This is a genomic window from Roseovarius lutimaris, from assembly GCF_900115165.1.
GTDB classification, from domain to species: Bacteria; Pseudomonadota; Alphaproteobacteria; order Rhodobacterales; family Rhodobacteraceae; genus Roseovarius; species Roseovarius lutimaris.
The window spans coordinates 20,743-45,246 of the sequence record NZ_FOVP01000017.1 but is presented as its reverse complement, the minus strand read 5'-3'; the positions used below and the strand labels follow the sequence as shown (position 1 = coordinate 45,246).

30 protein-coding genes are annotated in these 24,504 nt (G+C 58.2%); 11 read left to right on the top strand and 19 right to left on the bottom strand.

Going from position 1 to position 24,504, the window contains the following annotated elements; translation table 11 throughout:
- Positions 1 to 66 precede the first annotated feature (66 nt).
- Genes BMZ91_RS14930 through BMZ91_RS14910 form a run of 5 tightly spaced genes read left to right on the top strand, consistent with a single transcriptional unit; the run spans position 67 to position 5,247 of the window.
- Positions 67 to 879: a transglycosylase SLT domain-containing protein gene (locus tag BMZ91_RS14930; RefSeq protein WP_342741955.1), complete on the top strand. Its 813-nt coding sequence runs from the start codon at positions 67 to 69 to the stop codon at positions 877 to 879.
- 3 nt (positions 880 to 882) lie between these two features.
- Positions 883 to 2,967 carry a flagellar biosynthesis protein FlhA gene (flhA, locus tag BMZ91_RS14925; protein ID WP_092840659.1) on the top strand — a complete coding sequence of 695 codons (2,085 nt, stop codon included), beginning with the start codon at positions 883 to 885 and terminating at the stop codon, positions 2,965 to 2,967.
- Positions 2,964 to 3,737: a flagellar biosynthetic protein FliR gene (locus BMZ91_RS14920; RefSeq protein WP_092840658.1), complete on the top strand. Its 774-nt coding sequence runs from the start codon at positions 2,964 to 2,966 to the stop codon at positions 3,735 to 3,737. The genes flhA and BMZ91_RS14920 overlap by 4 nt, the downstream gene beginning before the upstream one ends.
- Positions 3,737 to 4,825: an EscU/YscU/HrcU family type III secretion system export apparatus switch protein gene (locus BMZ91_RS14915; protein ID WP_092840800.1), complete on the top strand. Its 1,089-nt coding sequence runs from the start codon at positions 3,737 to 3,739 to the stop codon at positions 4,823 to 4,825. The genes BMZ91_RS14920 and BMZ91_RS14915 overlap by 1 nt, the downstream gene beginning before the upstream one ends.
- The gene (locus BMZ91_RS14910) at positions 4,822 to 5,247 is read left to right on the top strand and encodes a hypothetical protein (RefSeq protein ID WP_092840656.1); all 426 of its coding nucleotides are present in this window, start codon (positions 4,822 to 4,824) and stop codon (positions 5,245 to 5,247) included. The genes BMZ91_RS14915 and BMZ91_RS14910 overlap by 4 nt, the downstream gene beginning before the upstream one ends.
- 9 nt (positions 5,248 to 5,256) lie before the next feature.
- Here the strand turns inward: BMZ91_RS14910 and BMZ91_RS14905 are convergent, their stop codons facing one another.
- From BMZ91_RS14905 to BMZ91_RS14865, 9 genes are read right to left on the bottom strand one after another with little or no spacing between them, the layout of a single operon-like run.
- Positions 5,257 to 5,763: a flagellar basal body-associated FliL family protein gene (locus tag BMZ91_RS14905; protein WP_092840653.1), complete on the bottom strand. Its 507-nt coding sequence runs from the start codon at positions 5,761 to 5,763 to the stop codon at positions 5,257 to 5,259.
- Positions 5,764 to 5,786: 23 nt separating this feature from the next.
- Entirely contained in the window at positions 5,787 to 6,521 is a 735-nt protein-coding gene (gene flgH, locus BMZ91_RS14900; protein ID WP_092840650.1) for a flagellar basal body L-ring protein FlgH, read from the bottom strand.
- Positions 6,522 to 6,529: 8 nt separating this feature from the next.
- Positions 6,530 to 6,946 (bottom strand): flagellar basal body P-ring formation chaperone FlgA, encoded by a 417-nt coding sequence (flgA, locus tag BMZ91_RS14895; protein WP_092840647.1) that lies wholly within the window; start codon positions 6,944 to 6,946, stop codon positions 6,530 to 6,532.
- The gene (gene flgG, locus BMZ91_RS14890; protein WP_092840644.1) at positions 6,946 to 7,731 is read right to left on the bottom strand and encodes a flagellar basal-body rod protein FlgG; all 786 of its coding nucleotides are present in this window, start codon (positions 7,729 to 7,731) and stop codon (positions 6,946 to 6,948) included. The genes flgA and flgG overlap by 1 nt, the downstream gene beginning before the upstream one ends.
- Positions 7,732 to 7,746: 15 nt before the next feature.
- A complete protein-coding gene (locus tag BMZ91_RS14885) occupies positions 7,747 to 8,460 on the bottom strand; it encodes a flagellar hook-basal body complex protein (RefSeq protein ID WP_092840641.1) in 714 nt (237 codons plus the stop codon).
- A gap of 1 nt (position 8,461) precedes the next feature.
- Entirely contained in the window at positions 8,462 to 8,731 is a 270-nt protein-coding gene (locus BMZ91_RS14880; protein WP_092840639.1) for a flagellar biosynthetic protein FliQ, read from the bottom strand.
- Between the two features lie 4 nt (positions 8,732 to 8,735).
- Positions 8,736 to 9,026 carry a flagellar hook-basal body complex protein FliE gene (fliE, locus tag BMZ91_RS14875; protein WP_092840636.1) on the bottom strand — a complete coding sequence of 97 codons (291 nt, stop codon included), beginning with the start codon at positions 9,024 to 9,026 and terminating at the stop codon, positions 8,736 to 8,738.
- A gap of 12 nt (positions 9,027 to 9,038) precedes the next feature.
- A complete protein-coding gene (gene flgC, locus BMZ91_RS14870; protein ID WP_092840633.1) occupies positions 9,039 to 9,431 on the bottom strand; it encodes a flagellar basal body rod protein FlgC in 393 nt (130 codons plus the stop codon).
- 12 nt (positions 9,432 to 9,443) lie between these two features.
- Positions 9,444 to 9,833, bottom strand: coding sequence for a FlgB family protein (locus BMZ91_RS14865; protein WP_092840630.1), 390 nt, complete (start codon positions 9,831 to 9,833; stop codon positions 9,444 to 9,446).
- Between the two features lie 85 nt (positions 9,834 to 9,918).
- Here BMZ91_RS14865 and BMZ91_RS14860 point away from each other — a divergent pair, with 85 nt between their 5' ends.
- Complete coding sequence (locus BMZ91_RS14860; RefSeq protein WP_177193882.1) at positions 9,919 to 11,322, top strand: FliI/YscN family ATPase; 1,404 nt, start codon at positions 9,919 to 9,921, stop codon at positions 11,320 to 11,322.
- A gap of 141 nt (positions 11,323 to 11,463) precedes the next feature.
- On the opposite strand, the gene BMZ91_RS14855 is transcribed toward BMZ91_RS14860, so the two are convergent.
- The 6 genes from BMZ91_RS14855 to BMZ91_RS14830 all read right to left on the bottom strand — a co-directional run bounded on the left by BMZ91_RS14855 (position 11,464) and on the right by BMZ91_RS14830 (position 14,744).
- Complete coding sequence (locus tag BMZ91_RS14855; protein ID WP_342741954.1) at positions 11,464 to 12,216, bottom strand: DUF1217 domain-containing protein; 753 nt, start codon at positions 12,214 to 12,216, stop codon at positions 11,464 to 11,466.
- Between the two features lie 47 nt (positions 12,217 to 12,263).
- Positions 12,264 to 12,668: a flagellar biosynthesis repressor FlbT gene (gene flbT / locus BMZ91_RS14850; protein ID WP_092840624.1), complete on the bottom strand. Its 405-nt coding sequence runs from the start codon at positions 12,666 to 12,668 to the stop codon at positions 12,264 to 12,266.
- Positions 12,665 to 13,033 (bottom strand): flagellar biosynthesis regulator FlaF, encoded by a 369-nt coding sequence (flaF, locus tag BMZ91_RS14845; protein WP_177193884.1) that lies wholly within the window; start codon positions 13,031 to 13,033, stop codon positions 12,665 to 12,667. Before flaF ends, flbT begins: the two co-directional genes overlap by 4 nt.
- Positions 13,034 to 13,114: 81 nt before the next feature.
- Positions 13,115 to 13,960: a flagellin N-terminal helical domain-containing protein gene (locus BMZ91_RS14840; protein WP_092840619.1), complete on the bottom strand. Its 846-nt coding sequence runs from the start codon at positions 13,958 to 13,960 to the stop codon at positions 13,115 to 13,117.
- A 213-nt stretch (positions 13,961 to 14,173) separates the two neighbouring features.
- Positions 14,174 to 14,533 carry a flagellar protein FlgN gene (locus BMZ91_RS14835; protein WP_092840616.1) on the bottom strand — a complete coding sequence of 120 codons (360 nt, stop codon included), beginning with the start codon at positions 14,531 to 14,533 and terminating at the stop codon, positions 14,174 to 14,176.
- Complete coding sequence (locus BMZ91_RS14830) at positions 14,523 to 14,744, bottom strand: rod-binding protein (RefSeq protein WP_092840613.1); 222 nt, start codon at positions 14,742 to 14,744, stop codon at positions 14,523 to 14,525. The genes BMZ91_RS14835 and BMZ91_RS14830 overlap by 11 nt, the downstream gene beginning before the upstream one ends.
- A gap of 279 nt (positions 14,745 to 15,023) precedes the next feature.
- On the opposite strand from BMZ91_RS14830, the gene BMZ91_RS14825 reads away from it, so the two are divergent.
- From BMZ91_RS14825 to BMZ91_RS14810, 4 genes are all read left to right on the top strand, one after another.
- Entirely contained in the window at positions 15,024 to 16,199 is a 1,176-nt protein-coding gene (locus tag BMZ91_RS14825; RefSeq protein ID WP_177193881.1) for a flagellar hook-length control protein FliK, read from the top strand.
- A gap of 12 nt (positions 16,200 to 16,211) precedes the next feature.
- Positions 16,212 to 16,895, top strand: a complete 684-nt coding sequence (locus BMZ91_RS14820) for a flagellar hook capping FlgD N-terminal domain-containing protein (RefSeq protein WP_092840607.1) — start codon at positions 16,212 to 16,214, stop codon at positions 16,893 to 16,895.
- Positions 16,896 to 16,970: 75 nt separating this feature from the next.
- Positions 16,971 to 17,858 carry a phosphotransferase family protein gene (locus tag BMZ91_RS14815; protein ID WP_092840604.1) on the top strand — a complete coding sequence of 296 codons (888 nt, stop codon included), beginning with the start codon at positions 16,971 to 16,973 and terminating at the stop codon, positions 17,856 to 17,858.
- A gap of 182 nt (positions 17,859 to 18,040) precedes the next feature.
- Complete coding sequence (locus tag BMZ91_RS14810) at positions 18,041 to 18,250, top strand: hypothetical protein (RefSeq protein WP_143076354.1); 210 nt, start codon at positions 18,041 to 18,043, stop codon at positions 18,248 to 18,250.
- A gap of 82 nt (positions 18,251 to 18,332) precedes the next feature.
- Here the strand turns inward: BMZ91_RS14810 and BMZ91_RS14805 are convergent, their stop codons facing one another.
- The 4 genes from BMZ91_RS14805 to ubiE all read right to left on the bottom strand — a co-directional run bounded on the left by BMZ91_RS14805 (position 18,333) and on the right by ubiE (position 23,543).
- Positions 18,333 to 18,917 (bottom strand): YjbF family lipoprotein, encoded by a 585-nt coding sequence (locus BMZ91_RS14805; protein ID WP_177193880.1) that lies wholly within the window; start codon positions 18,915 to 18,917, stop codon positions 18,333 to 18,335.
- Between the two features lie 89 nt (positions 18,918 to 19,006).
- Positions 19,007 to 21,133 carry a YjbH domain-containing protein gene (locus BMZ91_RS14800; RefSeq protein ID WP_092840594.1) on the bottom strand — a complete coding sequence of 709 codons (2,127 nt, stop codon included), beginning with the start codon at positions 21,131 to 21,133 and terminating at the stop codon, positions 19,007 to 19,009.
- Between the two features lie 131 nt (positions 21,134 to 21,264).
- Positions 21,265 to 22,797, bottom strand: coding sequence for a 2-polyprenylphenol 6-hydroxylase (ubiB, locus tag BMZ91_RS14795; protein WP_092840591.1), 1,533 nt, complete (start codon positions 22,795 to 22,797; stop codon positions 21,265 to 21,267).
- Between the two features lie 2 nt (positions 22,798 to 22,799).
- Positions 22,800 to 23,543 carry a bifunctional demethylmenaquinone methyltransferase/2-methoxy-6-polyprenyl-1,4-benzoquinol methylase UbiE gene (gene ubiE / locus BMZ91_RS14790; protein ID WP_092840588.1) on the bottom strand — a complete coding sequence of 248 codons (744 nt, stop codon included), beginning with the start codon at positions 23,541 to 23,543 and terminating at the stop codon, positions 22,800 to 22,802.
- 86 nt (positions 23,544 to 23,629) lie between these two features.
- Here ubiE and mutM point away from each other — a divergent pair, with 86 nt between their 5' ends.
- The gene (gene mutM / locus BMZ91_RS14785; RefSeq protein WP_092840585.1) at positions 23,630 to 24,481 is read left to right on the top strand and encodes a bifunctional DNA-formamidopyrimidine glycosylase/DNA-(apurinic or apyrimidinic site) lyase; all 852 of its coding nucleotides are present in this window, start codon (positions 23,630 to 23,632) and stop codon (positions 24,479 to 24,481) included.
- Positions 24,482 to 24,504: the final 23 nt, after the last annotated feature.

Below are 24,504 nucleotides of genomic sequence, written 5' to 3'. Positions count from 1 at the left end.
TAAAGACCCCCTGCGTAATCATCATCCAACCACGGCAGAACGCCATGGAATGGAAGGGGAAATACCTTGCGATCGAAGCCTTTGACCGTTCTGCGCTACCGCATGGAAACCCAACTCACCAAGGTTTCAAGACGTTTCAGTTGGATCAAGCCCCCCCTCAAATCGCGACTGGAATCTCTCGCTGTCCAGCGACTTACCCTGATATTTCTGGTGTTGTCATCTCCGTCTGTGGCAGCCGCAACAACAGAAATGGTATGTGACACCGCAGCGCGACAGGTGGCACAGGAAACGAATGTCCCCCTGTCGGTACTACGATCCATCACACGTACCGAAACCGGGCGCGCTCGTGGCGGGCAATTGCAACCCTGGCCATGGACCGTCAATATGGAGGGCAAAGGCCATTGGTTTGAAACAGAAGACGCCGCCCGCGCCTATGTTTTCAAGGAATTCAGGCGCGGCGCCCGCAGTTTCGACGTTGGTTGCTTTCAGATCAATTTCAAATGGCACGGCGAAAATTTCAGGTCGATCGACCAAATGTTCGACCCGATCGAAAATGCCCGCTACGCAGCGCGTTTCTTGACCCAATTGCATGGCGAAACCGGCGATTGGTCCAGAGCCGCCGGGGCCTATCATTCCCGCACCCCTAAATACGCCGAAAAATACCGGGCCCGCTTCGACAACATTCGCAAGAACATGGCCGATGCCCCACATCCGATGCCACGACTGGCAAGCATCCAATCGACACCGCCTTTGATCAAGAGCCGGAATAGTTTTCCGTTGCTCCAGCAAACACAGGCCCGTCGCGCAATCGGCTCTCTGGTGCCTCTTGGACAATCCGCCGGGCGATCTCTTCTTGGTTTGGGCACGAATGGATCCTGAAAAATGAAAAAACTGTCGATCTCTGATCTTTTCCAACCCACGGTTCTCTTGGCGCTGGCGCTCATGGCCATCATCGTGATGATGATCCTGCCCGTGCCCTCGTGGATGCTCGACGTAGGTCTTGCGGCCTCTTTTGCTCTGGCAATTCTGATCTTCACGATCACGCTTTTCATCGAGAAGCCGCTCGATTTTTCCGCCTTCCCGACTATCTTGCTGGCCTCACTGATGCTGCGACTGTCGCTTAATGTGTCGTCCACAAAACTCATCATCGGCCAAGGACATACCGGCACCGGCGCGGCCGGCGAGGTCATCGAGGGCTTTGCCAACTTCATTATGGGAGGCAGCGTTTTTCTGGGCCTGGTCGTGTTTGGTGTTCTGCTTATCGTCAATTTCATGGTCATCACCAAAGGCGCCGCGCGCATGGCAGAAGTGGGTGCGCGGTTTGCGCTTGACGGGATGCCCGGCAAACAGATGGCCATCGACAGTGATATGTCGGCCGGTGCGATCAACCATCACGAGGCCAAAGACCGCCGTGAACGCGAACAACAGGAAACCACGTTCTTTGGCTCTCTTGACGGCGCATCGAAGTTCGTCAAGGGCGACGCGATGGCGGGCCTTTTGATCACGCTGCTCAATCTCGTCATGGGGCTGATCATGGGGGTGGTCGTACATGACATGCCTCTCGGCCAGGCCTTTGAAACTTATACTATTTTGACCGTCGGCGACGGCCTTGTAACGCAAATTCCGGCCGTGGTGATCTCGATCGCTTCGGCGCTTTTGTTGGCCCGTGGCGGCGCCCAAGGCGCCACCGATCTTGCGCTCTCGGCGCAACTCGGGCGCCACCCCGCAGCCCTGGCAACGGTTGCGATTTTGATGGTGATGTTCGCTCTTGTTCCCGGCTTGCCATTTATCCCATTCATCATTGGCGGAATAGGCTTGGGCGCGATTGCCTTCGTGAGTTATCGCAATGAAGCCAACCGGCAGCAAACCAAACCGCTCGATGAAAAACCTGTTACCCTGCCAGAGAAATCCATGGGCGACATTCTTGAGCTCGACGATATTCACGTCGAATTCGCTCCGGATCTGGTAAATATGGTGCTTGATCCCGGTATCGGACTTGACGCTCGCATCGAAAATATGCGCCGCTATGTGGCGACAAATTTCGGTGTGATCTTACCCGAAATCCGCCTGACCGATGACCCGGGCATGGCCGTGGGCAGCTATGTGATACGCGTGCAGGGCGTCGAACAGGCTCACGCGACGTTGCGCCCCAACCATGTTCTGGCCCTTGATCCGGACCATTTCCCCGGCCTTCCATCGGGCGAGAACGTGAAAGAGCCGGTCTATGGCGCCCCGGCCCGATGGATTTCAGCCTCGGATCAGGATAGCGCGGCCTTGGGCGGCACGACGTTGGTCGCCCCGACAGAGGTGCTTGCCACACATCTGCTTGAAGTGATCCGCCGCAATCTGAGCCGCCTGTTAACCATGAAGGCGATGCGCCGCCTGCTGGACGAAATGGTCAACCTGACCGACAACACCCGTGCAGAGGCCAACCGCAAGCTTCTGGATGAAATGATCCCCGACCGGGTGCCGGCCGATCTATTGCATCATATTCTGCGGCTTCTGCTGGCCGAACAGGTCTCGGTCCGTAACCTGCCCCTTATCATTGAGGCCACTGTGGAAGGGCGTCAGATTCACGCTCATCCCGAGGCAATCTGCGAACATGTGCGGCAACGCCTCGGGTTTCAGCTTGTCGCCAACCTGCAACGCCCCGATGGCACCCTTCCGCTAATTCAGCTTGCGCCGGAATGGGAAGATACCTTTTCGACCTATCAGATGGATGGTGAGCGGGGCCGTCTAGACGTGGCTCTGCCACCAGAGCTGTTCAACACCCTGACCGGCGCCGTGGCCGAACAGGTCAATCGCGCCAGTGAGCAGGGCATTGCCCCCGCGATCATCACTTCGACCGCCAGGCGCAGATTCCTGCGCACGGTGCTCTCGGCAAAAAATATAACCGCGCCGGTCCTCTCCTTTGAGGAAATCGGTATCGACGCCCGGCCCGCATTGGTAGGGATGGTCGCCGCATGACTGGAGTGCCGGAAATCTTGCAGCTTTCGCAGGATATCCTGTTTCTGAATTTCATAGTGTTTCTGCGGGTCGGCCCGGTGATTGCGCTTTTCCCCGGCTTTGGCGAAGAAACGGTGCCCCTGCGCATAAAGCTTGCCCTGGCGCTCGCCTTTACCGTGATCGTGGCGCCTGCGGTGGGCCCCGATCTGGCTGAAACAGTGCAAAACCCGCCTCACATCCTGCGACTGATCCTGCCGGAAACGGCAATCGGTTTGCTTATGGGCATCGGGGTCCGCCTGTTCCTTCTGGCGTTGCAAACTGCTGGCTCGATTGCCGCGCAATCCACGTCACTGTCGCAAATTCTTGGCGGCGCAAGCATCACCCCCCTGCCGGCCATGGGTCATGTGCTGGTGACGGGTGCGGTGGCCCTTGCGATGATCCTTGATCTTCACGTCCGCGTCGCGGAAATGGCGGTGCTGAGCTATGGCGTTTTCCCGGTCGCCCGCTTGCCCGAGGCCGCGATACTGTCGCAATGGGGAATCCGACAGATCGCCAATGCCTTTGCTTTCGCATTTACCCTGTCCGCACCCTTTGTTCTTGTATCGGTGCTTTACAATCTCACCCTCGGGATCATCAATCGGGCGATGCCACAATTGATGGTGGTCTTTGTCGGCGCGCCTGCGATCGCGGCTGCCGGGCTGTTCATGTTGATGCTACTTGCCCCGATGATGCTGACGGTCTGGATCGAGGCCTTGCAGGCCTTCATCACCAACCCATTCGGAGCGCAATGATGGCCGGGCCCGACGATGACAGCGAAAAATCCCACGAGGCGACCCCGCACAAACTGGCCGAGGCCCGTAAGAAGGGCGAATTTGCCCGGTCCGCCGACCTGAACACGGCGGGGTCCTATGCCGGGTTTCTCCTCGCGGCCTTGACCGCAGGGGCCGCATCGGTCGAACAGGTCAGCTCCGGCCTGATGGTGCTCATTGATCAGCCTACCCGCATTGCCGCCCTGATTTTTGGCGGTGGCGCCGCGGCTCCGGCTCTTGGCGGGCTGTTTGGAACGGTGATACTTGGGATCGCGGTCTGGTTCCTGATGCCAGCCGTTGCCGCCCTTCTGTCGGTTCTGGCACAACGCAGCTTCGTTGTGGCGCCAACAAAGCTTGAACCCAAACTCTCTCGCATCAACCCGATTGAGAACGCCAAGAATAAATACGGGCCCTCGGGCCTGTTCGAATTCGCCAAAAGCTTTGTGAAACTGATCCTTTACTGTGTTCTTCTGGGTGTTTTTCTTAGCTATCGCCTGTCCGATATGGCCGGGTCGCTCTATGGCGAGCCGCGGATCATCGGGGCACTGATGGCGCAGATGATCATCGAATTCATGCTCGTGGTTTTGCTGATTGCGCTGGCCATCGGGGCGATCGATTTTCTGTGGCAGCATTTCGATCACCTTCGCCGTCAACGCATGTCGCACAAGGAAATCCAGGACGAACACAAGCAGAACGAAGGCGATCCGCATATGAAACAGCAACGCCGACAGCGTGGCATGGAGATCGCCGCACAGCATATGATGGCGGATGTGCCGGATGCCGATGTCGTGATCGTGAACCCGACCCACTATGCCGTGGCCCTGAAATGGGACCGCACGCCGGGATCGGCGCCGGTCTGCGTCGCCAAGGGCGTAGATCACGTGGCCCTCGCCATTCGCGATCTGGCCTTTGAAAAAGGTGTGCCCGTGCGCCAGGATCCCCCCACCGCGCGCGCGCTGCATGCCGGCACAGAGATCGGCCAGGAGATCGATCCGTCGCATTACCGCGCTGTGGCCGCCGCGATCCGGTTCTCTGACAGCATGCGCCGCAAAGCCCGGAGTTTCGGATGAGCCAAAGACTCTCGGACCTCACCAAACTGACCGAGGCGCTTTACCAGGCAGAAACCGCAAAAATGCAAGACCTGCTTTTGCAAGAGGCCAAGCTACGTCAGGATTTGGCAGATCTGGAAGAGCATCGGCGCGCCAATCGCGACCTGCCGTATACCGCTATGCAAGGGGTACGCCAGATCGGCGCTGATATTTTGTGGCAGGGCTGGGTCGGGCGCAGCAAGGTCGATCTTCAGGCAGAGCTGGCGCGTGTTCTGGCCCGCAAAGGCCAGATGATCGGCCAGTTGCGCCGCGCCTTTGGCAAACATCAGGCCGCAACCAAGATGCTTGCGGATGACACAGGTGCACATACGAAAAAGGCCCTCGTGCGACGCGAGAGCCTGTTGGCCGATCTGGCCTTGTTAAAGCAGATTGGGAACCGCTAGCAGCGGAGCTTAGACGTCCTGGCGCGCAATTTCCGTGATCAATACGCTGTTCACCGCCTCCCCGACGATCCGCTTTGCCACGTCGCGCAGGGCCATGCGCAGAACATCCATGTTGCTTGCACTGGTAAATTCGCCGTCGAATCCGCCCATATTGGCGTGGTCAAACAACACTTGCAGAAAACCATCGCGTAGTTTGGGCTCGCGCGTATAAACCGCATCTGCCGCGTCGGGGCTTACCTCAACACTCAGAGACATCACGACCATGGCCGTGACCGTTTTCTGATGCACGATGGGAACCACAAACTGATTGTTCAGCTTGATGTATTCCAGCGTGTCAATCGCCACCTCATCACCGTGATCATCGGCGGTGTCATGGCCTTTGATGGCCATTTTCCCGGTCCCGAAGGGCTGAGTTTCAACCACCTCTGCGGGCGCGGGTTTAAGCACGACACCAGCCCCGATACCGCCACCGATACCAACAAGCGCCAGAAGCACGGGAATAAGTTTCTTGATCATCTGACCCTCATCAATGGAGTTTCTTAAAACGGCAGGACAGCATCCAGAACCTGTTGGCCGATACGGGGCTGCTGCACATCGGTGATCTGGCCCCGGCCCCCATAGGAAATGCGCGCGGCGGCGATTTTGTCATAGGTGATCTCATTTTGCCGCGAGATGTCTTCCGGCCGGACATATCCGGTCACCAAAAGCTCACGCAGTTCAAAGTTTACCCGTACCTCTTGCGATCCCTGGATTTCCAGCACACCGTTGGGCAAGACCTGCATGACGGTTGCCGCCACCCGCAGAGTCAACTCCTCGCTGCGGCTTACACTACCATCGCCTCCGGATTGACTTGACGAATTAAGGCCCACCGCCTGATCAAGGCTTGCGCCTTCGGGCAATCCGCGATCAATCCGTTGAGGCAGGCCAAAGAAATCAGGAACAGACAGGTTTTCCGAACCGTTGCGTGACCGCTCGGTCGAATTCGAAATCTCCGCCTCTTCGTCAATCTCGATCACCACCGTTAGGATATCGCCGCGTCTAGCTGCCCGGCGATCCCCCAAAAGTGACTGCTTGCCCCCACTCCAGAGCGAGGCGCGATTAAGCGGGCTCTCAACCTGCGTGGTCAATGGCAAGCCAGGATTGAACATCGCAACATGCTCGGTCGAGTTCTGAGTTGGCGTGAAGCTGGGCGGTTTTCCAATGTGATCGAGCCGCGCACAGGCACCAAGCACCAGCAACACCCCAACCCCGAAATTTAATGAATGCTTGGGCATCGTATTTCCTATTGTGAAACCAGAATCTGACCGTCGCGCGTCACCCGCCCCGAGACTGTGGCCCGTGACGTCAGGTTCATGACGCGCACATATTCGCCGACCCCTGCCCGCGAAAGCGATCGCCCCTCGGTCACGATCTGAAGACCATTGGCCGCGTAGATCAGTGGCACGACCTGATTGCGTTCGACCACGGCGGGCGCCCCGACATCCGAGGCGCGCACCGGGCGACCGACATAAAGCGAAACCTGCGCCTCTTGTCCGATCAGGTCATGCAGGGTGACATCGCTTGCCCCGGCATCGGGCTTAAGCAAAAGATCGCCCGCCTCGATGATTTCCTTGGCGCGGATGGTCCGCGCGGCGACGATTGTGTCGGCCAGCCCGGGTAAAGGCATCAAAGCCACTGCAATAATTGTCAGAATGCGCATCACCGCACCTGCACGGTAGCGCTAAGCATCTGATCCGCGGCGGTAATCACCTTGGCATTCAATTCATAGCCACGCTGTGCCTCGATCAGCTCTGTAACCTCACGAACCGGATCGACCGAACTATCCTCCAGATAACCTTGGCGAATCGTTCCCAAGCCGTCCTCGCCCGCGGTGGTCACATTGGCAGGGCCCGAGGCCTCGGTCTCGGTAAAGAGGTTGCTGCCAATCGCTTCAAGCCCTTTGGGGTTGGTAAATCCGGCAAGGTTTAGCTGGCCAAGCGATTGCGCCTCGGCGGTGTCCTGGAAAAACCCAAAGACTTCGCCCTCAGGGTTGATTGAAATGCTGCGCGCGTCTTCGGGAATGGTGATTTCCGGCGCCAGCGGGAAGCCGTCCGATGTGACAATCAACCCCTCGGCTGACCGTTTCAGCCCGCCGTCGCGGGTATAGCCCGACTGCCCGGAAGGCAGGGTCACCTCAAGATAACCGTTGCCGTCGATCGCAATATCCAGATCGCCATTCGTGGCCGAAAGCGAGCCTTGTGCGAGATTGACAGACACCGCCGAAGGGCGCACGCCGAGGCCAAGCTGAACCCCGGTGGGAAGAACCGTGCCATCGGCGGCATTGATCGTGCCGGCGCGGCTAAGCTGTTGATAGTGCAGGTCGGAAAATTCGGCGCGCCGGGCATTATAGCCCGTGGTCGACATATTCGCGAGGTTGTTCGAAATTGTCTCGACCCGCATCTGCTGGGCGGCCATTCCGGTGGCGGCAATCTTGAGGGCACGCATATCGGTCTCCTTGGGTTAGCGGGTAAGCGTATCAAGCGCGGACATCACGCGCTCATTCTCGGTTTCCAGAAAGCTCTGGCCCATTTCATAGGCACGCTGAATCTCGATCATCCGGGTGATCTGGCTGATCGGATCGACATTGGCGTTCTCAAGAAAACCCTGCAAAATGCGCGGGTTCTCGACCGGCTCAAAACCGCCATCGGCGCGAAACATGACACCGTCTTCGCGGATCAAGTCATTGCGATCAATGGGTTGAACCAGCCCGATCTGGGACAGGGGGCGGCCATCGCTGCTTAGGGTGCCATCGGGCGAAACCCCCACATTGCGCGCATCAGGGGGCACGAATACCGGCGCGCCGCCCGCATCAAGCACCCGAAACCCGTCATTGGTCACAAGATCGCCCTCGGCGGAAAGTACGAAATTCCCCGCCCGCGTCAGCCGCTCGCCCGAGGGCGTTTCGATCAGAAAGAAACCACCCCCCTCGATCGCCATATCAAGCGTGCCGCCAGTCTGGGCCAGCGCGCCTTGCAACATCGAGGTGTTGCGCACATTGCCACGCGCCATCGACAGTGATTCACCGCCCTCGACGTCCTGGACGTATTCGGAGAAAATCAGCCCCTCCTGACGAAAACCGGTCGTGGCCGAATTGGCGATATTATTGGCCACCACCTGCATTTCGCGCAAAAGCCCGGATTGGCGGGTCAGGGTCGTGTAGCCTGCGTTTTCCATCTCAGCCTCCTATTATCAATGGCACCAGCCGGTCCTGAAAGAACGTCACAAGCGTCTGGGTCATAAAACCCATGGACAGCCAGAAAACGGCAATGATCGCGGCGAGTTTCGGTACAAAAGTCAGGGTCATTTCCTGGATCGAGGTCAGCGCCTGAAACAGGCCGACGATCAACCCTGCAAGCAAGGCAACGGTCAGGATCGGAAACGATATGATGACCGCAATCCAAAGCCCCTCGCGCAGGGTGTCGAAAAAGAGAACCTCATCCAGCATCGGATCAGACAGGCATACGCAGGATTTCCTGATAGGCCTCGACCACCCGGTCGCGAACCGTCACTGCGGTTTCAACCGCCAGTTCGGTCTGCGCCAGGGCCTGGACAAGGGCATGCGGATCGGCCTTGCCGGTCATCGCGGCCTTGGCCGTATCCTCACCCTCTTTGAGAGTGGCGGCAAAATCCCGGGCGAGGTCCTGAAAGGCCTCGCCCGCCCCGCCCTGACCGGGCAAAGCCTCGGTCGCGGGGCGGGAGGCTGCATATTTCTGAACAGCATTAAGCGCACTGATATCCATTCTGGATCTCCTTTATCTACGTAACAGGTCCATCAGACTTGCCGACATTTGCCGGGCCTGATCGAACATTTTCAAATTGGCCTCATAGCTGCGCTGCGCTTCACGCGCGTCAGCAATCTCAATCATCAGATCGACATTCGAGCCAGAATAGTGGCCGGTTTCATCGGCCAATGGGTGGCTGGGGTCATAGACCTGTTCCAGCTCGCGACGGTCGAGGTTGACGCTACCGGTCTCGACCCGACCGGTGGCATCCCGGCCACCAAACTCGGTTTCAAACGACACGGTTTTTCGCCGATATCCCGGCGTATCGGCGTTGGCGATGTTTTCGGAAACATGGCGCAACCGTTGTGCCTGTGCCTTGAGACCGCTTGCCGAAACTGACAGTGAATTGGAAAATTCGCTCATGTTATGGCTCCTCTATCGACGGCCAAGCGCCGAGCGAAGAACGCCCAACGAAGATTTATAGATTGCAAGGGCACGGTCATGCTGGCGTTTGACATCAACCGCCTTGAGCATCTCTGTTTCCAACGACACCGAATTGCCATTGGGATCAGCAACGGTATTCACATCCACTATCGGATCAAAGGCGCGCCCGCCCATGTCACCAAACAGGTGACCCGCACGGGTGGCGCGTGGCGCATAAGAGGCCTCATTGCCCTCATAAAGGGTCTGAAACGGCTTTATGTCGCGCGCCGCATAGCCGGGTGTATCCGCATTCGCCATGTTCTGGGCCACAAGCGACTGGCGTGCGCCAGCATGCACCGCCATTGCCTGTGCCATACGAAAGATTTCAAGTTTTTCAAACATCGGGGCTTCTCCCTCGATTAACCTCAACCAAGGCTTAACCCTGATTCCTTTAGAAATTGTTTTCAGGAAATGATTGGAGCGGCCGATGATCAGAAATAATCTAGATAGCCTTCATGCGGAAATCTCGTCGTTACGGGCGGTGCGCACGATGGGGCGGGTGTCCGCCGTACAGGGCAATACCCTGCGTGTTAGCGGCCTTTCCAGCGCAGCCCGGCTCGGTGACAGGGTGCGCATCCAAACGCGTGCGGGCGTCATTCTCACCGGTGAGGTCCTTCAGCTTGAAACCGCATCGCTTTTGATTTTACCTGATTCGGCGCCCGAAGGCGTGGCGCTAGGCGACCGCGTGCTTTTGCTTGAAGCCGCAACAATTGCCCCCGCCGCAAGCTGGATCGGACGCATTATTGACCCCTTGGGTGAGCCGCTGGATGGGCGCCCGCTTTTGCGCGGCCCAGAGCCCCGCGCTCTACGCGCCGATCCCCCCGCTCCTGCGCGCCGCCGCGCCCTTGGTCCGCGCCTTGAAACCGGGATGGCGGCCTTTAATACGGTGCTGCCGATTGTGCGGGGTCAGCGGGTGGGCCTTTTTGCGGGCTCGGGCGTTGGCAAATCCATGCTGTTGGGTCACATGGCGCGCAATATGCAGGCCGATGTGGTTGTGATTGCCCTGATCGGCGAACGTGGTCGTGAATTGCGCGAGTTTGTTGAAAACGTGCTTGGCCCCGAGGGCATGAGCCGGGCGGTGATCGTTGCCGCAACATCGGATCAATCACCGCTGATTCGGCGGCGCTGTGCCTGGGCGGCAATGAGTGTGGCAGAATATTTCCGGGATCAGGGGCAACAGGTTCTGTTTCTGGCCGATTCCATCACCCGCTTTGCCGAGGCGCATCGCGAGGTGGCCACCGCCGCAGGGGAAATGCCCGCGCTGCGCGGATTTCCGGCCTCAACCGCGCATATGATCATGTCGCTTTGCGAACGGGCCGGCCCCGGCGAAGCCGAGTCTGGCGATATCACCGCGCTGTTGACGGTTCTCGTTGCAGGCTCTGATATGGAAGAGCCGATCGCCGATATTCTGCGCGGGGTTCTGGACGGGCATGTGGTCCTTGACCGACAGATCGCCGAACGCGGGCGCTATCCCGCGATCGACCTGTTACGTTCGGTATCGCGAAGCCTGCCACATGCGGCAAGCGCAGAGGAAAACGCCCTTATCAAACGCGCGCGCGGTCTGTTGGGCAGCTATGCAAGATCCGAAACCATGGTCAAAGCCGGGCTTTACGCCGATGGAAGCGACCCTGAACTGGATCAGGCGATCAGGATCTGGGGGGATCTTGATGGTTTTCTTGCCGAGGAAGAATCTGTATCAGCGCAAAACAGCTTTGCCCGCCTGTCTGTCCTCTTGCGGCGCGCCGGAACAGGACGGGCAACCACCGTTCAAACAACCGGTCGGACAGAAACGCACGGCGCAAACCAACCCGCGCGCCGCCATCCGCGTTAGGAACAAACGCAAAATGAATGGTCAGTGGTGCACCCTTGCTGCACCGAGGGCCTTTGTTTGTCTTGCGCAAAGCATAGTGGGACAACATCTGTATGACGCGAGCAAGACCACTGGCAGGTCGCGGTTCGAGAGTCGGCTTATCTAGAAAAAACGCGGCGCCGATTGCAAAAGGGTCAGCGCAATGGATCCCGGCGACTGAGCCGCAAAACTGTCTATCTGATCACGCAGCAAGAATCGCTGGATCAACCACTCCTGCACGTCCGGATCAACCAATTCGGACGGATCAGAAATATCAAGCTGGCTGGAGGCGCGTGATTTGAAAACCTCGAGCTGGCGATCAACGTCAAGCTGTGCAAAAGTCGAAGGCATTCCAAGGGCCACATCGAATACCCGCCTTAACGGTGGATTTCCCATAATCTGAAACCAAATTGTGTCACCCGAAAAATCACCCGATGCTATATCACCCAACTCTCGTTTCGCATTCAACGCCAAACGTAGCGATTCGTCCTGTTCCCCAACTGCGGTCTCAAACTCTCGGTTGCGGAATTGCGCCGTGATTTCAGTCCCGAATGTCGGCAATTGCGTGCGCGGAATTGGCTGATCCTTAAAGGCAAAGGCATCGGCAAACTGCTTGTAACGGTCATCCGCCAGCCGATTGGCCAAGGCAGAATCATCAGCGGTGCCCTCTTCCAGAATTTCACGGATAAAGGCCCGGTTGTCGATATCATCCTGCAAGCCGAATGCGCCAAGCGCCACCCGCAGAAGACGTCGGTCCGAAACCAAGTCCTCAGGCGTTTGTACCTTGCTGATATTCTGCTCGAAATACTCAGTATCCCGTACGATCAGCGGATCTTTGTTGAACAGATCTGTCTGGCGGTCCAGCGTTCTGTTCAACAAGGACCAGCCAGCAAGGCCGCCCAACGGAAGGACCGGTTGAAAGATCATGACGCGCGATGCGCCAAAAGGCGGTCCTCGCGCGGCAAAAGGGCACGCAGCGCCTTCAGGCACTGGTAATGCTCATCCGACAAAAGCGCCTTTGTCGCGCGGGCCAGATGGGCCCGGCTATCGGGATCACGCAACACCTGGCTTAGCTCTTCGATGCGGCGCAACAATTGCAGGCGCGCCTCTTCCGGGGCGCTATCGCCAGTCAGAACAAGTTGAGCCGCGTAGCACACCCGGCGCACCGGCGTGGTCGCCTCTTCGGGATGGATGGCGTCGCGCAGCCGCAGGATATTGGCATTCGGCGTCATGATCGACAGACGCGACCGCCGGTCACCATTCTCAATGACCGCACCATTGATCAGCACCCGTTCCTTGGGGTTCAGCTTCAAAACCAACCCGCTCATGACTGCACCTTTCTGTCGCGCAGACCGCCCATGACTATCGAATTGACTTCAACCAGCGCCTCAACCGAGGCACGCCCCGCCAGAACCTGACTGCTGTGATGGCGGGTGAATTTCGCAAGATAGAGAAGCCGCGCCCTCAGGTCTTTTGGTAGACCGTTATTCGCGTCGGCAAGATCGGTTGCCAAAATTGTCCACAGTCTACGATTGTGGTACACGGCCTCAACCAGATCGCTAAACCCATCTTTGCCCCGCGCTGAAGCGGATTTCATCCTATGAGTAATCCGGGCAAAGGCGCTGTATTCATTGTCGCGGTCAGTGCGTATCGGATGCGCCCCGTCGAGATAACCATTCTGCGCCCTGAGCATTGCGTTCACGTCATGTCCTTTCAGGTAAAATTTCTTGCAAAGCAGAGGTCAGGGGCGCCGTTCGAGCGCCCCTGATTCTATTTACCTGAACAGCGACAGGATCGCCTGCGGCGCCTGGTTGGCGATGGTCAGCGACTGTGTTGCCAGCTGCTGCTGCACCTGCAACGCTTGCAGACGTGCCGAGGCCTGTTCAAGATCCGCGTCAACCAGTGCACCGATACCCAATGTCATTGCGTCTGTCAGTTTTGACACAAATTCATTCTGGCCTTCGATACGGTTGGCGGATGCACCCAGAGCGGCTGCCCCGTCAATTGCCGTTTGCAGGAAAGTCTCGATCTCACCCAATGCCGTTGCGGCAGTGGCCGTGTCAGTGATCGCGGTTAGATCCGCGACCAAATCAACGTTATCCTCAAAATTGACAGTGCCAACGTTTATGTTAACCGCCGTTGGCGCGGCAGTGCCAACCCGGTCAAGCGATGACAATACTGTAAGACTGTTGCCGCCGTTACCGTCAACGTCTGCCGCCAACAGGTTTGCGCCGTTGAATTGTGCCGCGCCGACGATCGAGGCGACTTGCGCGCTCTTTTCAGCGATTTCGTTCTGAATCGTGCCATGGTCGACGTTTTCGCTGGTGGCGGAAACGATCAGGGTTTTGATGTCCTGAAGAATGTCGACGACCTGTTCAGCGCCGGCCGAGGCCACCGCAACAGTGGCTTCGCCCAGATTTAGGCTGTCTGAGATCGCCTTGAAACCGCTTACGTCAGTTTCCATCACTTTCGAGATTGCAAAGATGGCCGCACCGTCCTTGGCGGTCGCAATCTCCTTACCGGTTGAGATTGCATCCGTGGTCTTGGCAAGGTCCGAATTGACCGTTTTCAGAGTTTGCAAGGCCACCATGGCGCTGCTGTTTGTCAGAATGCTGGACATAGCATTTTCCTTATAGATTGGCGGTTTCCGCCAGTTTCATGTCCCGCTCCCATCGTGGAAGCGGCCTAAGCTGTCGTTCTGACATATGCAGCCAGCGGTAAGTTTCCGGGCTGCGCCACCCGTTTTCGGATGCACGCTCAGGATGGTCCTGAAACCCCTAACGGAACGCTAAAACCCATCGTCTATAAATCCGGCTTTTTAATCAAAAGCGGATCATGCCCGCTTTTCAACCTTGCGCTCGACCTCGCCGAGAATCGTCTGTTTGTGGCCAAACTCATCGTAGGTTTCCATCGACCGGCGCATCCGCCGAAACGCCGCCATGCGGGCCGAGACATTGCGTATACCCTGCAAGGCGCCGTCCAGAAGTGCCTGATTGCGCGTGACCTTGGCCTGCAGTTCCTTGAGGTCAGACGGCACGCTGTCGGTCATCGCATTGAGCGCATCAATTAGGCTCTCTTTTTCATCAACAAGCGCCGTTATTGCTTGTAGATCGCCCCTCAACAGGGCCTCGCGTTCGATCTCCAAAAGGCTATCGAGGCGATTCGTGATTCGCTGTTCCGCATCATGCGTCATTGGTCTTCTCCATCAGGGATTGATAAAAAATTTCGGCAAGTCCGAGACCGCCATTGCGCACCATTTGCAGGGCAAGCGCCTCACGATGAAACGAGGCAAACTGATCCTCGCCGGTGCTGCCGCTAAAGGAATTTTCCTGCTCGCCAAACCCCGCTGATTTAAGCATTTCCGCCAGAAAACTGGCTTCCAGCCGTTCTGCGGCGTCTCGCATTGGCGTGCTCTGAACGGGTGGTTTCGCCACGTGGGCGGTTGGGGGGATTGGTAAAGAATCTGTCACGGGATTACCTCGAATTGCTCAAACTAAATCCGATAAGACCCCAAAGCGGTAAAGAAGCAGTAACCAGCTTTTGACATGCTCGACACAACGCGGAAGAAATCCCGGAGCATCACTATGCTGATACCACTCATTGCCAATGGCCCCCTCCAAGGCCCGCCCCCCACGCCAACCCCCGGTCGCGGCGCAGAAAAGGATCGCGCCACCCAGGACGCGATGAAAGATGCGTTTGGCACACTCTTTCAAGAGGGTAACGTCACCAAAAGTATCGCTCAGACACCAAAGGCGCAGGACGCCAACAGAACTGCCGAGCCCGAAACCACGAAGGATGATGCAGGGATGGAGGCGACTGTGTATCCGGACGGTGAGGCCGAAACTGAGTACGGCGTTGCGACCGACCCGTTTGTTGAAGACACGAGTGATCAGCTTGACCCAGACTTGCAAATCGAACCAAACCAACAGGCCCAGATCAACGCGGCTGATACTGGTACAGACGTGATGGCCGCCCAACAAGCGTTGCCTCTTTCCATGGCGTCCAATCCCGAAGCGGAAAACGGCAGGGCCGCGAATACGGACCACGTGATAGCCCCTGCTGTCAACACGGTGGTCAGGGCCGCCCAGATGGCCACAAAGGAAGGCTTGCCGCCAGGTCAACAGAAACCTCGAACCGTCGCTGTCGGCCCCGTCACTCCGCATGGGAACGGGGTTGCGTCCGCGGAAGATGCTGTTGAAAACATACCCGGCGAGACGGCCAAAGCCGAACGACAGACCGCAACGAACGCACCGACTAGCTCCGCTACCACCGCTCCGCAGGCTCCACCGGTTGTGGCCCGGCAACCTGTTGATCCATTGCATCTTTCCAAGCGGCTGATCACCGAGATAGACGCCTCTGCCCTCGATGATCAACCGCTTGTTTTTGAGTCACGCGCGACCGGGGGAACCACTGCCGCCCAGACAGTCCCACCTCCGGCACTCTTACAACGCACCGACCTGCCACAGCACATCGCAATGCAAATCGCCGCATCGGCACAGCGGGGCGGGACCGATCGCCCGGTCGACATTGTCCTGAACCCGGCGGAACTTGGGCGCGTGCGTCTTAGCCTGTCCTCGACTGATGGGGTGATGAGCGTCACGGTGATTGCCGAACGACCCGAAACCCTCGATCTGATGCGCCGCCATATTGATATGCTCGCGCAGGAATTCCTGAGCATCGGTTATGGAAAAGCGCAGTTTTCCTTTGGCGGCGGGCATTCAGGCCAAACCGGGCAAAACGACGGCGAGGCCGGTTTTTCTTCCTCCGGCGGCTCTGGCCAACACGACCCGATGACCGCAACACCAGACCTTAACCACACCCCGATCCTGATCTCGGATCGTCTTGATATCAGACTATAGAAAGGGCTCCGCATGGATGTCACCTCTGCCACTCAACCCGCCGCAACAGGTACAACAAACACCGCAGCCAATGCGGCCAGCAACAGCCAAAGCGGCGGCGCGCTCAACTCGGATTTCGAAACCTTCCTGAAAATGCTCACCACCCAAATGCGCAATCAGGATCCGCTCAACCCGGTTGAATCGGCGGATTTCGCGGTACAACTGGCCACATTTTCGACGGTGGAACAACAGGTGCAGACCAATGATATTCTCAGCGGCCTTGGCGCACGTCTGGACACGCTTGGCATGGGGCAGCTTTCAGGTTGGATCGGGATGGAGGCGCGTGCCGCTGGACCTGTCAGCTTCAAGGGCGATCCCGTCACCCTGACCGCCGAGGTTGACCCGGCGGCAGACGCCGCCGAACTGGTGGTAAGCGACGCTCAAGGGGTCATCGTCCAGCGTCTGGACATCCCGGCGCAAAGCGGACGGGTTGAATGGTCTGGCCTTGATTCGGCGGGCATCCCGCTGCGTGACGGCAATTATAATATCTCGGTCCACTCGATGTCACAGAGTGAAACCATTGCGCAACACGACGCTCAGGTGAGCGGGCGCATTACCGAGGCCCGGCTTGACGGCGGCGAAATCAACCTTGTGATGGCAAGCGGCCAGACCATCGCCGCCTCGCAGGTGCTTGGCCTTCGACCGTCCGAGAGCTGATCTCTGGCTTGCCTGCCAGGGCCGGAGCGCATAGCGTCTGGCAATCTTCGGCCCGAGCCAGCAGGATATGGCAATATGCAAGCCACCCTTTCAGATTGCGCGCGTGATACTCTGGCCGACTTGGTCACGGCACGCGGGTTGAGCACCGTCAAGGCCTTGTGGGTCGCGCTTGATGGCGGGCGTACCAACCAAACCTGGCGCGTGACGGACGGGTCCCGCCAAATCGTTGTAAAGCTCTATGCGCAAGACACCCGCAACCCACTTTTCCCCAATAATCCGACGAGCGAAATTCAGGCCTTGCGTCACCTTGAGGGCCATACCCTTGCGCCAAAACTTGTTGATCACTTTGCCACACCGCTTGGCCAATGCGTGATCTATGAACACCTGCGGGGCCGAACCTGGCGAAGCGACCCGGCACAGGCGGCAAAGCTTATGAAACGGCTACACCATGTCGATGCACCAGAGGGATTGCGGACCGCCCCCGATGGCAGCCTTGCCTTGCACCGTCAGGGCGAAATGATTCTCCGAATGTGCCCACCATCCGAGGCCGGTCGGGCACGCGATCTCCTGCCAGAGACCGAAGTCCCGCCCTCCGGTGCGACCTGTTTGTTACATGGTGACCCAGTGCCGGGAAATATCATCGGCGAGGGTCGAGATTTGCGGCTGATCGACTGGCAATGCCCGGCGGTGGGCGATCCCTGCGAGGATATTGCGATTTTTTTGTCCCCGGCGATGCAGTTGGCCTATCGCGGCACGGCCCTTTCACTGGCTGAAAAGCAGGTTTTTTTGACCGCCTATGGAGACGCCAATACCTTGAAAAGGTATGCTAATATTGCGCCATGGTATCATTGGCGCATGCTGGCGTATTGCCTATGGCAATACGCCCGAGGCGATCTACAGGCAGAAATCCGCGCCAAGGCCGAAATTCGAGCTTTGAAACAGATTGCCCAAGGTCAACCGTGACGATTCTGCCTTGATCGCATCGCCTTGCCCAGATCCCTGGCACCTTGCGTTGCAAGAATGCGCAAATCGCTGCGACAATATAGATTTTTAGCAAATACCAGTTTTTTTTTAGGATGGGGTATGTCATAAACATTGTGATCCCTTTGGGGACACTTGGAATTACCCTTATTCTGGAGAATGTCATGAAAAAGTTTTCGACTCTCGCCGCCGCTGCCGCACTGGCATTTGCTGCTGTTGCGCCGGTTTCTGCTGAAGAAGCAAATGTGAACGCTGATCCGTTCGTCTCGACTCAAGGCGCGTTTGCAATTGGCACACCTGGCCTCATCGCGGCTGGCCTCGTTGTCGGCGTGATCGCGGTTGCAGCGATCGACTCGAGCGACGGCACCAACTAAGCGATTACGCTTTTGGAATTGATTTAGGGCGGTCCGATCGGGCCGCCCTATTTCTTTGTCTTACAATCCGATCACCTCGAACTTATTGGCGCAATGTCTGAACCACAAGATAGCCATTCAGCGGGCTGTGCCATTGGCGTGATTGCAAAATTTGGCCCGTGGCGCGATCCACCATATAGGTGTTCTGGAATTCAGTTGTCACCGCACGGCAGGTTTCAGTCACGCTTTGCGTGGCGCGCGCACCGCTCGCAAGATTCACTTCACCCTCTGCACCCGGCGTAATATCGCAGGTGGCTTCGAGCGCGGTGATGATATTCTCACCATCAAGATATCGTTGAACCCTTTGCGCCTGCCCCGCCTTGCGGCTTGTGACCAGGTCAAGCACCGGATCAATATCCGCCGACATGACATCCTCACCCAAGCCGCGGCTCGCGGTCATCATGCCGCGTTTGAACGTGATACTCCGCCGGTCTGCGGTGCCATAGGTGCGATATGCGCCGTTGGTTTCGATCTGTTGCAATACCGAGGTGACATTGCGCCCGCTGATCGACACCAGAACAAGCGGGGCATCGGTGGCGGCAAGCGCCGCCTGGGCCGAGGCCGCGATCTGTTGCGGATCCTGTGCCACGGTCTTGGACGGGCGCAACGCGCCTTTGAGTATGCTCAAGGCTTCGCCGCTCCGGTCGCCTTCGCTTCCGCAAGAGGCAAGCACGACGCAGGCAAGGCCGACGAAAGCCGTTTGAAGATATCGCGAAGTCATCGCCAGAATTTCCCCCAGGTTTTCGCCATCTCAGGTTGATGCGTATTGCGAATGGTTTCGTAAAGTCGGCCATTGACCTCAAGCCGCGCACCGCCATCGCGAGACAGCGACCGGATCACAGTATTGGATGTGGTCTTCGTCGGTTTGCCAATCCCCCATGCGATAGGAATACGAATTCGAATACCCTTGTCGAACGACCCCTCACCAAACGTCGCCGAAGACACATCGGTCTTGGTGGCAAAGACCCCGACTTTCCAGCCATTGGCATATTCCCGGTCCAGCGACAGGGTCGAACCCCAATCCCCCGCAAGATAGCGTCCGGCATCGAGCTGAGCGTGAAAGCCGTTGCCAAAGTCATAATAGGCCGAAGCATGGCCATTGAACTCTGGGATTGTTCCGCCCGGCCCTGTTCTTGAGCGCAGATCGAACATCTGGTCAAAATCGCGCGGGCGAACATAGTTCACCTCGGCCCCAAGCGCCAACCTGCTGGAAACCGGTTTCCACAGCACTTCGGCCGATGCGCCCGCATACATTTTTTCAAGATACCCAACGGTGCCACGGGTATAGAAATCGCGGCCAAGGCGGCCGTATTTTGCAATAGTCAGGTAATCGATCGTCGGGTCATTTGTCCGCGAATAAAGCGCCACATTCGAGCGCACCCGCGGCAGGCCAGAGGGCTGTGGCAGACGCACTTCGTCAAGGTTGCCGATCAGGGCCATCGAAACCGACCCCGACGCCACCCAGCCCGGCGCAATGCGATAGTCCGTCTTCACCTGAACCCCGCCATTGACACGCACCGGGTTCTCCGGGTCAAAGACGCTGAACCGCAGGAATGGCCCAACTGACCATGAAAACCGTGAAAACGCGTCGTCGGTAAGCTCCGCAGGCAAGCCAATTGCCAGCGGGTCGTTGAACTGCGCCGCACGAAGCATGTCGCTTGCAGGTGCATTTTCAAGCGCCTCGATATCGCTGCGCCGCAAAGTGACAGAGCTTGTCGGCACGCCTTCCACGACCTGGGTGATGGTCATAACCTCAACCGAGGCCGGCAAGGTCCGGCTTAGCAGGCGGGCGGTCCGACCGACGGCCTGAGAGCTCATGTCAAAGCGTTTGTTTCGCACCATGACATGCGCGCTCTGATCCGCAAGCGACAGGCCATGCAAGGCCATGCCATCGCGTTCAAGACCAGTGACAATAGCCTCGCGAACACCGGCTTTGCGCGTGTCATCCACTGTCCAGCCAAGATCGCTTCGCGCTGCGGGATCGCGCACAGAAACCGGCAGAGGCGCACCTTCAATCCCGCCTTTTACCGCCGGTTCGCGCAGGTTCACAGCCATGGTGAGGTTCACGCCGACCTCATCACCCTGTAACGAATAGGCGCTCACCCGCAGGGCATTGCTGATCTTGTAATCAACGCCAAAGTTCCACGGTGTTTTGTGGTCGATGATACCGTCTCTTACCTCACGGTCGTAGCCGTCCGATGAGTATTCGAGCTTAAAGTTAAGCCGATCCGTAACCGCGTAGCTCGCCCCGGCAAACGCCGCCACGTCACCGCGGAACCAGCGATCATAGTTCGGAATGCCGCCCTCGCCCAACAGATCGGTCGGACGATTGCCAGTTGATCCGAAGCTTCCGGAGCTGCCGAGGCGGCCCCAGCCAAGGCCAGCAGACACGCGCAACCTCTCACCAATTGATTTGGTGGCAACGACATATTCGCCCCCAAAAAGCCCGGTGCCAACAAAATCGCGCAGGCCGACAGCAACTGAAGGCCGCAGATCCGTTTCCTTGAAGAGCCGGAAGCTGATGTCAAAACTACGGTCGTAAAAGGTTGAAAACGGCGGGCGCCCGGGGCCGGGTATAAGCCCGTTGATCGCAGAGTACCGGAAACTTGTGCTTAGCCATGGCAGCACCTGAAATGACAGGGTGGTTTTGGTGGTCCCGTCAAAATACGCAACCGTCGTGGAAAGCTGGGCATCGGGGGCCATTTCGGCGGTCGGCATATCGACAAGGCCACCGGGCGTCCCGAAATTGTTGGTAACCGTTGTTGTAAGATCCTTTGCGGCAACGCCCGACGGTGCCAATGCAATAAAAGCCAGCGCTAGCGCTTTACGAGGTCTAAAGCTCATGAATCGTCTACCTGTCCCAAAATCGCATTCTTATGTGTTGGAGTCAGGATAACGATCACATTCCCTCGCGACAATGTGCGTTTTTCCGATTGGACAAAACAATCCTGCCTGTGGGCATAAGGTCGCGCTTTCTAGCTGTAGATTGTCAGGGCGAACATCGCTGCGGCCCCTCCGACAGCCCCCAAAAGCGCCCAAAGACCGTTCTGCGGCCAGCGGGACGGTGCAGGCGGCGCGACCGGCATGGATTGGCGAATCAGCGCATCCTCAACCAGCTTGGGCAGGCGCGGGCCATAGCGCGACAACACCGCCGCCGTGCGCCCAAGATCGCGCAGTACCGCGCGCGGGCCGATGGTGGACTTGACATAATCCTCGACCACCGGCTTGGCGACCTGCCAGATGTTAATCTGCGGATAAAGCGAGCGCGCAACGCCCTCTACCACAACCATTGTGCGTTGCAGCAGGATAAGCTCGGTCCGGGTTTCCATGCCAAAACGTTCCGTTACTTCAAACAGATAGCTAAGCAGGCTCCCCATCGAAATCTTGCTGGCATCCATGCCGAAAATCGGCTCGCCCACGGCGCGCAATGCGCGCGCGAAGGCATCGACATCGCGATCGGCGGGCACATACCCGGCCTCGAAATGCACCTCGGCAACGCGGCGGTAATCACGGCGGATAAACCCGTAGAGGATCTCGGCATAAACCCGGCGGGTATATTCGTCGATATGCCCCATGATCCCGAAATCATAGGCGACGATATCGCCATTCGCGGCCACCTTGAGGTTGCCCTGATGCATGTCGGCGTGAAAATACCCGTCACGCAGCGCGTGATTGAGGAAAAGCTGAAGCACCCGTTCACCAAGCACCGAACGGTCGTGCCCCGCACCGTCGAGCGCCGCGTTATCGCCAAGCGGAAGACCGTCGGCCCAGGTCATCGTCATGACCCGGCGCGACGAGACCTCCCATTGCACCTCAGGAAGCTGAAAGCCCGCATCGTTTCCGGTATTGGCCGCAAATTCCGAGGCCGAGGCCGCCTCAAGCCGCAAATCAAGCTCGCCCATGACCACGCCCTCAAAATGCGCGATCACCTCGGTCGGGCGCAGACGACGCGCACCGGGGGCCAGGATCTCGATGGTCCGGGCCGCGAAATAGAATGCGTCGATATCGCGGCGAAAGGCACGTTCGATGCCGGGGCGCAGCACCTTGACCGCCACCGCCGAACCATCCTCGCGCAGGCGCGCCTGGTGGACCTGCGCAATCGAGGCCGCCGCCACTGGCGGGCTGAAATCCTCAAACAACGCCTCGACCGGCTTGCCAAGCTCCTGCTCGATGCTGCGCTTGGCAATCTCAACCGAGAACGGCGGAAGCTTGTCCTGAAGCACCCGCAACTGCTGGGCCAGATCGTCCCCCACAAGATCGGGGCGCGTCGACAGGATCTGGCCGAATTTGATATAGGCCGGCCCAAGCGCGGTCAGCGCACGCGGCGCAGGCGGCGTTGCAGGATCGCCCTTGTAGCCCAGCCATTGAAACGGCCAGGCCAGAAAACGCATCGTCCCGCGCACCAGAGGCGGCGCCTCGAACGCATCCATGATAAGCCCCATGGCGCCGGTCCGCTCAAGCGTGGCCCCGGTGCGAATGAGACGCAGAATATTGTGAGGTCCGCGCATTCCTAGATTTTCCAGCCCGAATGCAGACAGGCAATACCAAGGCTGAGATTGCGGTACTTAGCTTGTCCGAACCCCGCATCGCGCACCATCTGAAGAAAGGTCTCCTGATCCGGGAATTGGCGGATCGATTCGACAAGATATTGATAACTGTCACGATCATTGGCGATCATCTGACCAAGGCGCGGAATGATGTTGAAGGAATAAAGATCATAGACCTTTTGCATCATGTCATTCGGGATCTGGCTGAATTCCAGCACCATAAGCCGCCCACCGGGGCGCAGCACACGAAATGCCTCGTTCAGGGCCTCTTGCGGGCGGGTGACATTGCGGATGCCAAAGCTGATCGTGTAAACGTCAAAGGTGTTATCCTCGAACGGCAGGGCCATCGCATCGCCCACCACCCAATCAAGGCTTGCGGCCATCTGATCGGCCTCGGCACGTTTGCGCCCCTCGATCAGCATCTGTTCTGTCAGGTCAAGCACGGTGGCATGCCCGCTTCCGGCGCGATCAAGAAACCGGAAAGAGATATCGCCGGTGCCCCCTGCCACATCCAAAAGCCGCTGACCGGCGCGCGGCGCTAGCCAATCCATCATCGCATCTTTCCAGATCCGGTGAATGCCAAGGCTCATGGCGTCGTTCATCACGTCATATTTACTGGCCACATTGCCGAAGACACCGCGCACGCGCCCGGCCTTTTCGCCCTCGGGCACCGTCTCAAATCCGAAATGGGTGGTTTTGTCACTCATGGGTCTTGCCGTTCCTTGCTATGGCTCTTCTTATAGGGCGACGGGGCCGGGTTACAATGCGCCCCTTTAGCAGGATTAGGTCAGATATGCCCGAATTGCCCGAGGTTGAGACAGTGCGCCGCGGCCTTGCCCCGGTGATGGAGGGGGCCGTGATTGCGCGCGCCGATATCAACCGCCCCGATCTGCGCTGGCCGTTCCCGGCAAATATGGCCGCGCGTCTCACCGGGCAAAAGGTGCTTGGGCTCAGGCGGCGCTCAAAATATATCCTCGCCGATCTAGCCTCGGGTGAGACGCTTTTGATCCACCTTGGCATGTCGGGTCGAATGCTGATTTCGGGTGATCCGCTTGGTCGCTTTGTCCACGACCATCCCGCGCCCGAAAAACACGATCATGTCGTCTTTCACATGCAAAACGGGGCGCGCATCACCTTCAACGACCCCCGTCGTTTCGGCGCGATGGACCTGATGGAGACCGCCAGCCCAGAGGCGCACCCGCTTTTGGCCAAGCTGGGGCCAGAACCCTTGGGCAATCGCTTTGATGAAACCTACCTCGCCACGGCTCTCAAGGGGCGCAACACGCCGATCAAATCCGCCCTTCTGGATCAGCGAATCGTCGCGGGTCTGGGCAATATCTACGTCTGCGAAACCCTCTATCGGGCGGGGATATCGCCCAAAAGACGGGCGGGCCAAATTTCTGCGGCCCGTGCCGCGCGCCTTGTTCCGATCATCCGCGAGGTGCTTGGCGATGCAATTCTGGCGGGTGGGTCATCCCTGCGGGATTTCCGTCAAGCAGACGGCGAATTAGGCTATTTCCAGCATAATTTCGATGTTTACGACCGCGAGGGCGAACCCTGTCGTGGCATCGGCTGCACCGGCCATATCGCCCGCATCGTTCAGTCGGGCCGCTCCAGTTTCTATTGCCCTTCATGCCAAAGATAGGTTGAACCGGCGGCTCACAATGG

What these genes read in the sequence shown, in the direction of transcription:
- BMZ91_RS14860 (WP_177193882.1), top strand. Translation starts at nt 9,919, where the DNA reads ATGATCAGAAATAATCTAGATAGCCTTCATGCGGAAATCTCGTCGTTA.
- flgG (WP_092840644.1), bottom strand. Translation starts at nt 7,731, where the DNA reads ATGCGTGCCCTCAAGATTGCCGCCACCGGAATGGCCGCCCAGCAGATG.
- mutM (WP_092840585.1), top strand. Translation starts at nt 23,630, where the DNA reads ATGCCCGAATTGCCCGAGGTTGAGACAGTGCGCCGCGGCCTTGCCCCG.
- BMZ91_RS14905 (WP_092840653.1), bottom strand. Translation starts at nt 5,763, where the DNA reads ATGATCAAGAAACTTATTCCCGTGCTTCTGGCGCTTGTTGGTATCGGT.
- fliE (WP_092840636.1), bottom strand. Translation starts at nt 9,026, where the DNA reads ATGGATATCAGTGCGCTTAATGCTGTTCAGAAATATGCAGCCTCCCGC.
- flbT (WP_092840624.1), bottom strand. Translation starts at nt 12,668, where the DNA reads ATGAGCGGGTTGGTTTTGAAGCTGAACCCCAAGGAACGGGTGCTGATC.
- BMZ91_RS14840 (WP_092840619.1), bottom strand. Translation starts at nt 13,960, where the DNA reads ATGTCCAGCATTCTGACAAACAGCAGCGCCATGGTGGCCTTGCAAACT.
- BMZ91_RS14835 (WP_092840616.1), bottom strand. Translation starts at nt 14,533, where the DNA reads ATGACGCATGATGCGGAACAGCGAATCACGAATCGCCTCGATAGCCTT.
- BMZ91_RS14815 (WP_092840604.1), top strand. Translation starts at nt 16,971, where the DNA reads ATGCAAGCCACCCTTTCAGATTGCGCGCGTGATACTCTGGCCGACTTG.
- flgH (WP_092840650.1), bottom strand. Translation starts at nt 6,521, where the DNA reads ATGCCCAAGCATTCATTAAATTTCGGGGTTGGGGTGTTGCTGGTGCTT.
- BMZ91_RS14820 (WP_092840607.1), top strand. Translation starts at nt 16,212, where the DNA reads ATGGATGTCACCTCTGCCACTCAACCCGCCGCAACAGGTACAACAAAC.
- flhA (WP_092840659.1), top strand. Translation starts at nt 883, where the DNA reads ATGAAAAAACTGTCGATCTCTGATCTTTTCCAACCCACGGTTCTCTTG.
- BMZ91_RS14865 (WP_092840630.1), bottom strand. Translation starts at nt 9,833, where the DNA reads ATGTTTGAAAAACTTGAAATCTTTCGTATGGCACAGGCAATGGCGGTG.
- BMZ91_RS14910 (WP_092840656.1), top strand. Translation starts at nt 4,822, where the DNA reads ATGAGCCAAAGACTCTCGGACCTCACCAAACTGACCGAGGCGCTTTAC.
- BMZ91_RS14880 (WP_092840639.1), bottom strand. Translation starts at nt 8,731, where the DNA reads ATGCTGGATGAGGTTCTCTTTTTCGACACCCTGCGCGAGGGGCTTTGG.
- BMZ91_RS14825 (WP_177193881.1), top strand. Translation starts at nt 15,024, where the DNA reads ATGAAAGATGCGTTTGGCACACTCTTTCAAGAGGGTAACGTCACCAAA.
- BMZ91_RS14915 (WP_092840800.1), top strand. Translation starts at nt 3,737, where the DNA reads ATGGCCGGGCCCGACGATGACAGCGAAAAATCCCACGAGGCGACCCCG.
- BMZ91_RS14920 (WP_092840658.1), top strand. Translation starts at nt 2,964, where the DNA reads ATGACTGGAGTGCCGGAAATCTTGCAGCTTTCGCAGGATATCCTGTTT.
- BMZ91_RS14830 (WP_092840613.1), bottom strand. Translation starts at nt 14,744, where the DNA reads ATGCGAGACGCCGCAGAACGGCTGGAAGCCAGTTTTCTGGCGGAAATG.
- BMZ91_RS14885 (WP_092840641.1), bottom strand. Translation starts at nt 8,460, where the DNA reads ATGGAAAACGCAGGCTACACGACCCTGACCCGCCAATCCGGGCTTTTG.
- flgC (WP_092840633.1), bottom strand. Translation starts at nt 9,431, where the DNA reads ATGAGCGAATTTTCCAATTCACTGTCAGTTTCGGCAAGCGGTCTCAAG.
- BMZ91_RS14800 (WP_092840594.1), bottom strand. Translation starts at nt 21,133, where the DNA reads ATGAGCTTTAGACCTCGTAAAGCGCTAGCGCTGGCTTTTATTGCATTG.
- flaF (WP_177193884.1), bottom strand. Translation starts at nt 13,033, where the DNA reads ATGCTCAGGGCGCAGAATGGTTATCTCGACGGGGCGCATCCGATACGC.
- flgA (WP_092840647.1), bottom strand. Translation starts at nt 6,946, where the DNA reads ATGCGCATTCTGACAATTATTGCAGTGGCTTTGATGCCTTTACCCGGG.
- ubiE (WP_092840588.1), bottom strand. Translation starts at nt 23,543, where the DNA reads ATGAGTGACAAAACCACCCATTTCGGATTTGAGACGGTGCCCGAGGGC.
- ubiB (WP_092840591.1), bottom strand. Translation starts at nt 22,797, where the DNA reads ATGCGCGGACCTCACAATATTCTGCGTCTCATTCGCACCGGGGCCACG.
- BMZ91_RS14810 (WP_143076354.1), top strand. Translation starts at nt 18,041, where the DNA reads ATGAAAAAGTTTTCGACTCTCGCCGCCGCTGCCGCACTGGCATTTGCT.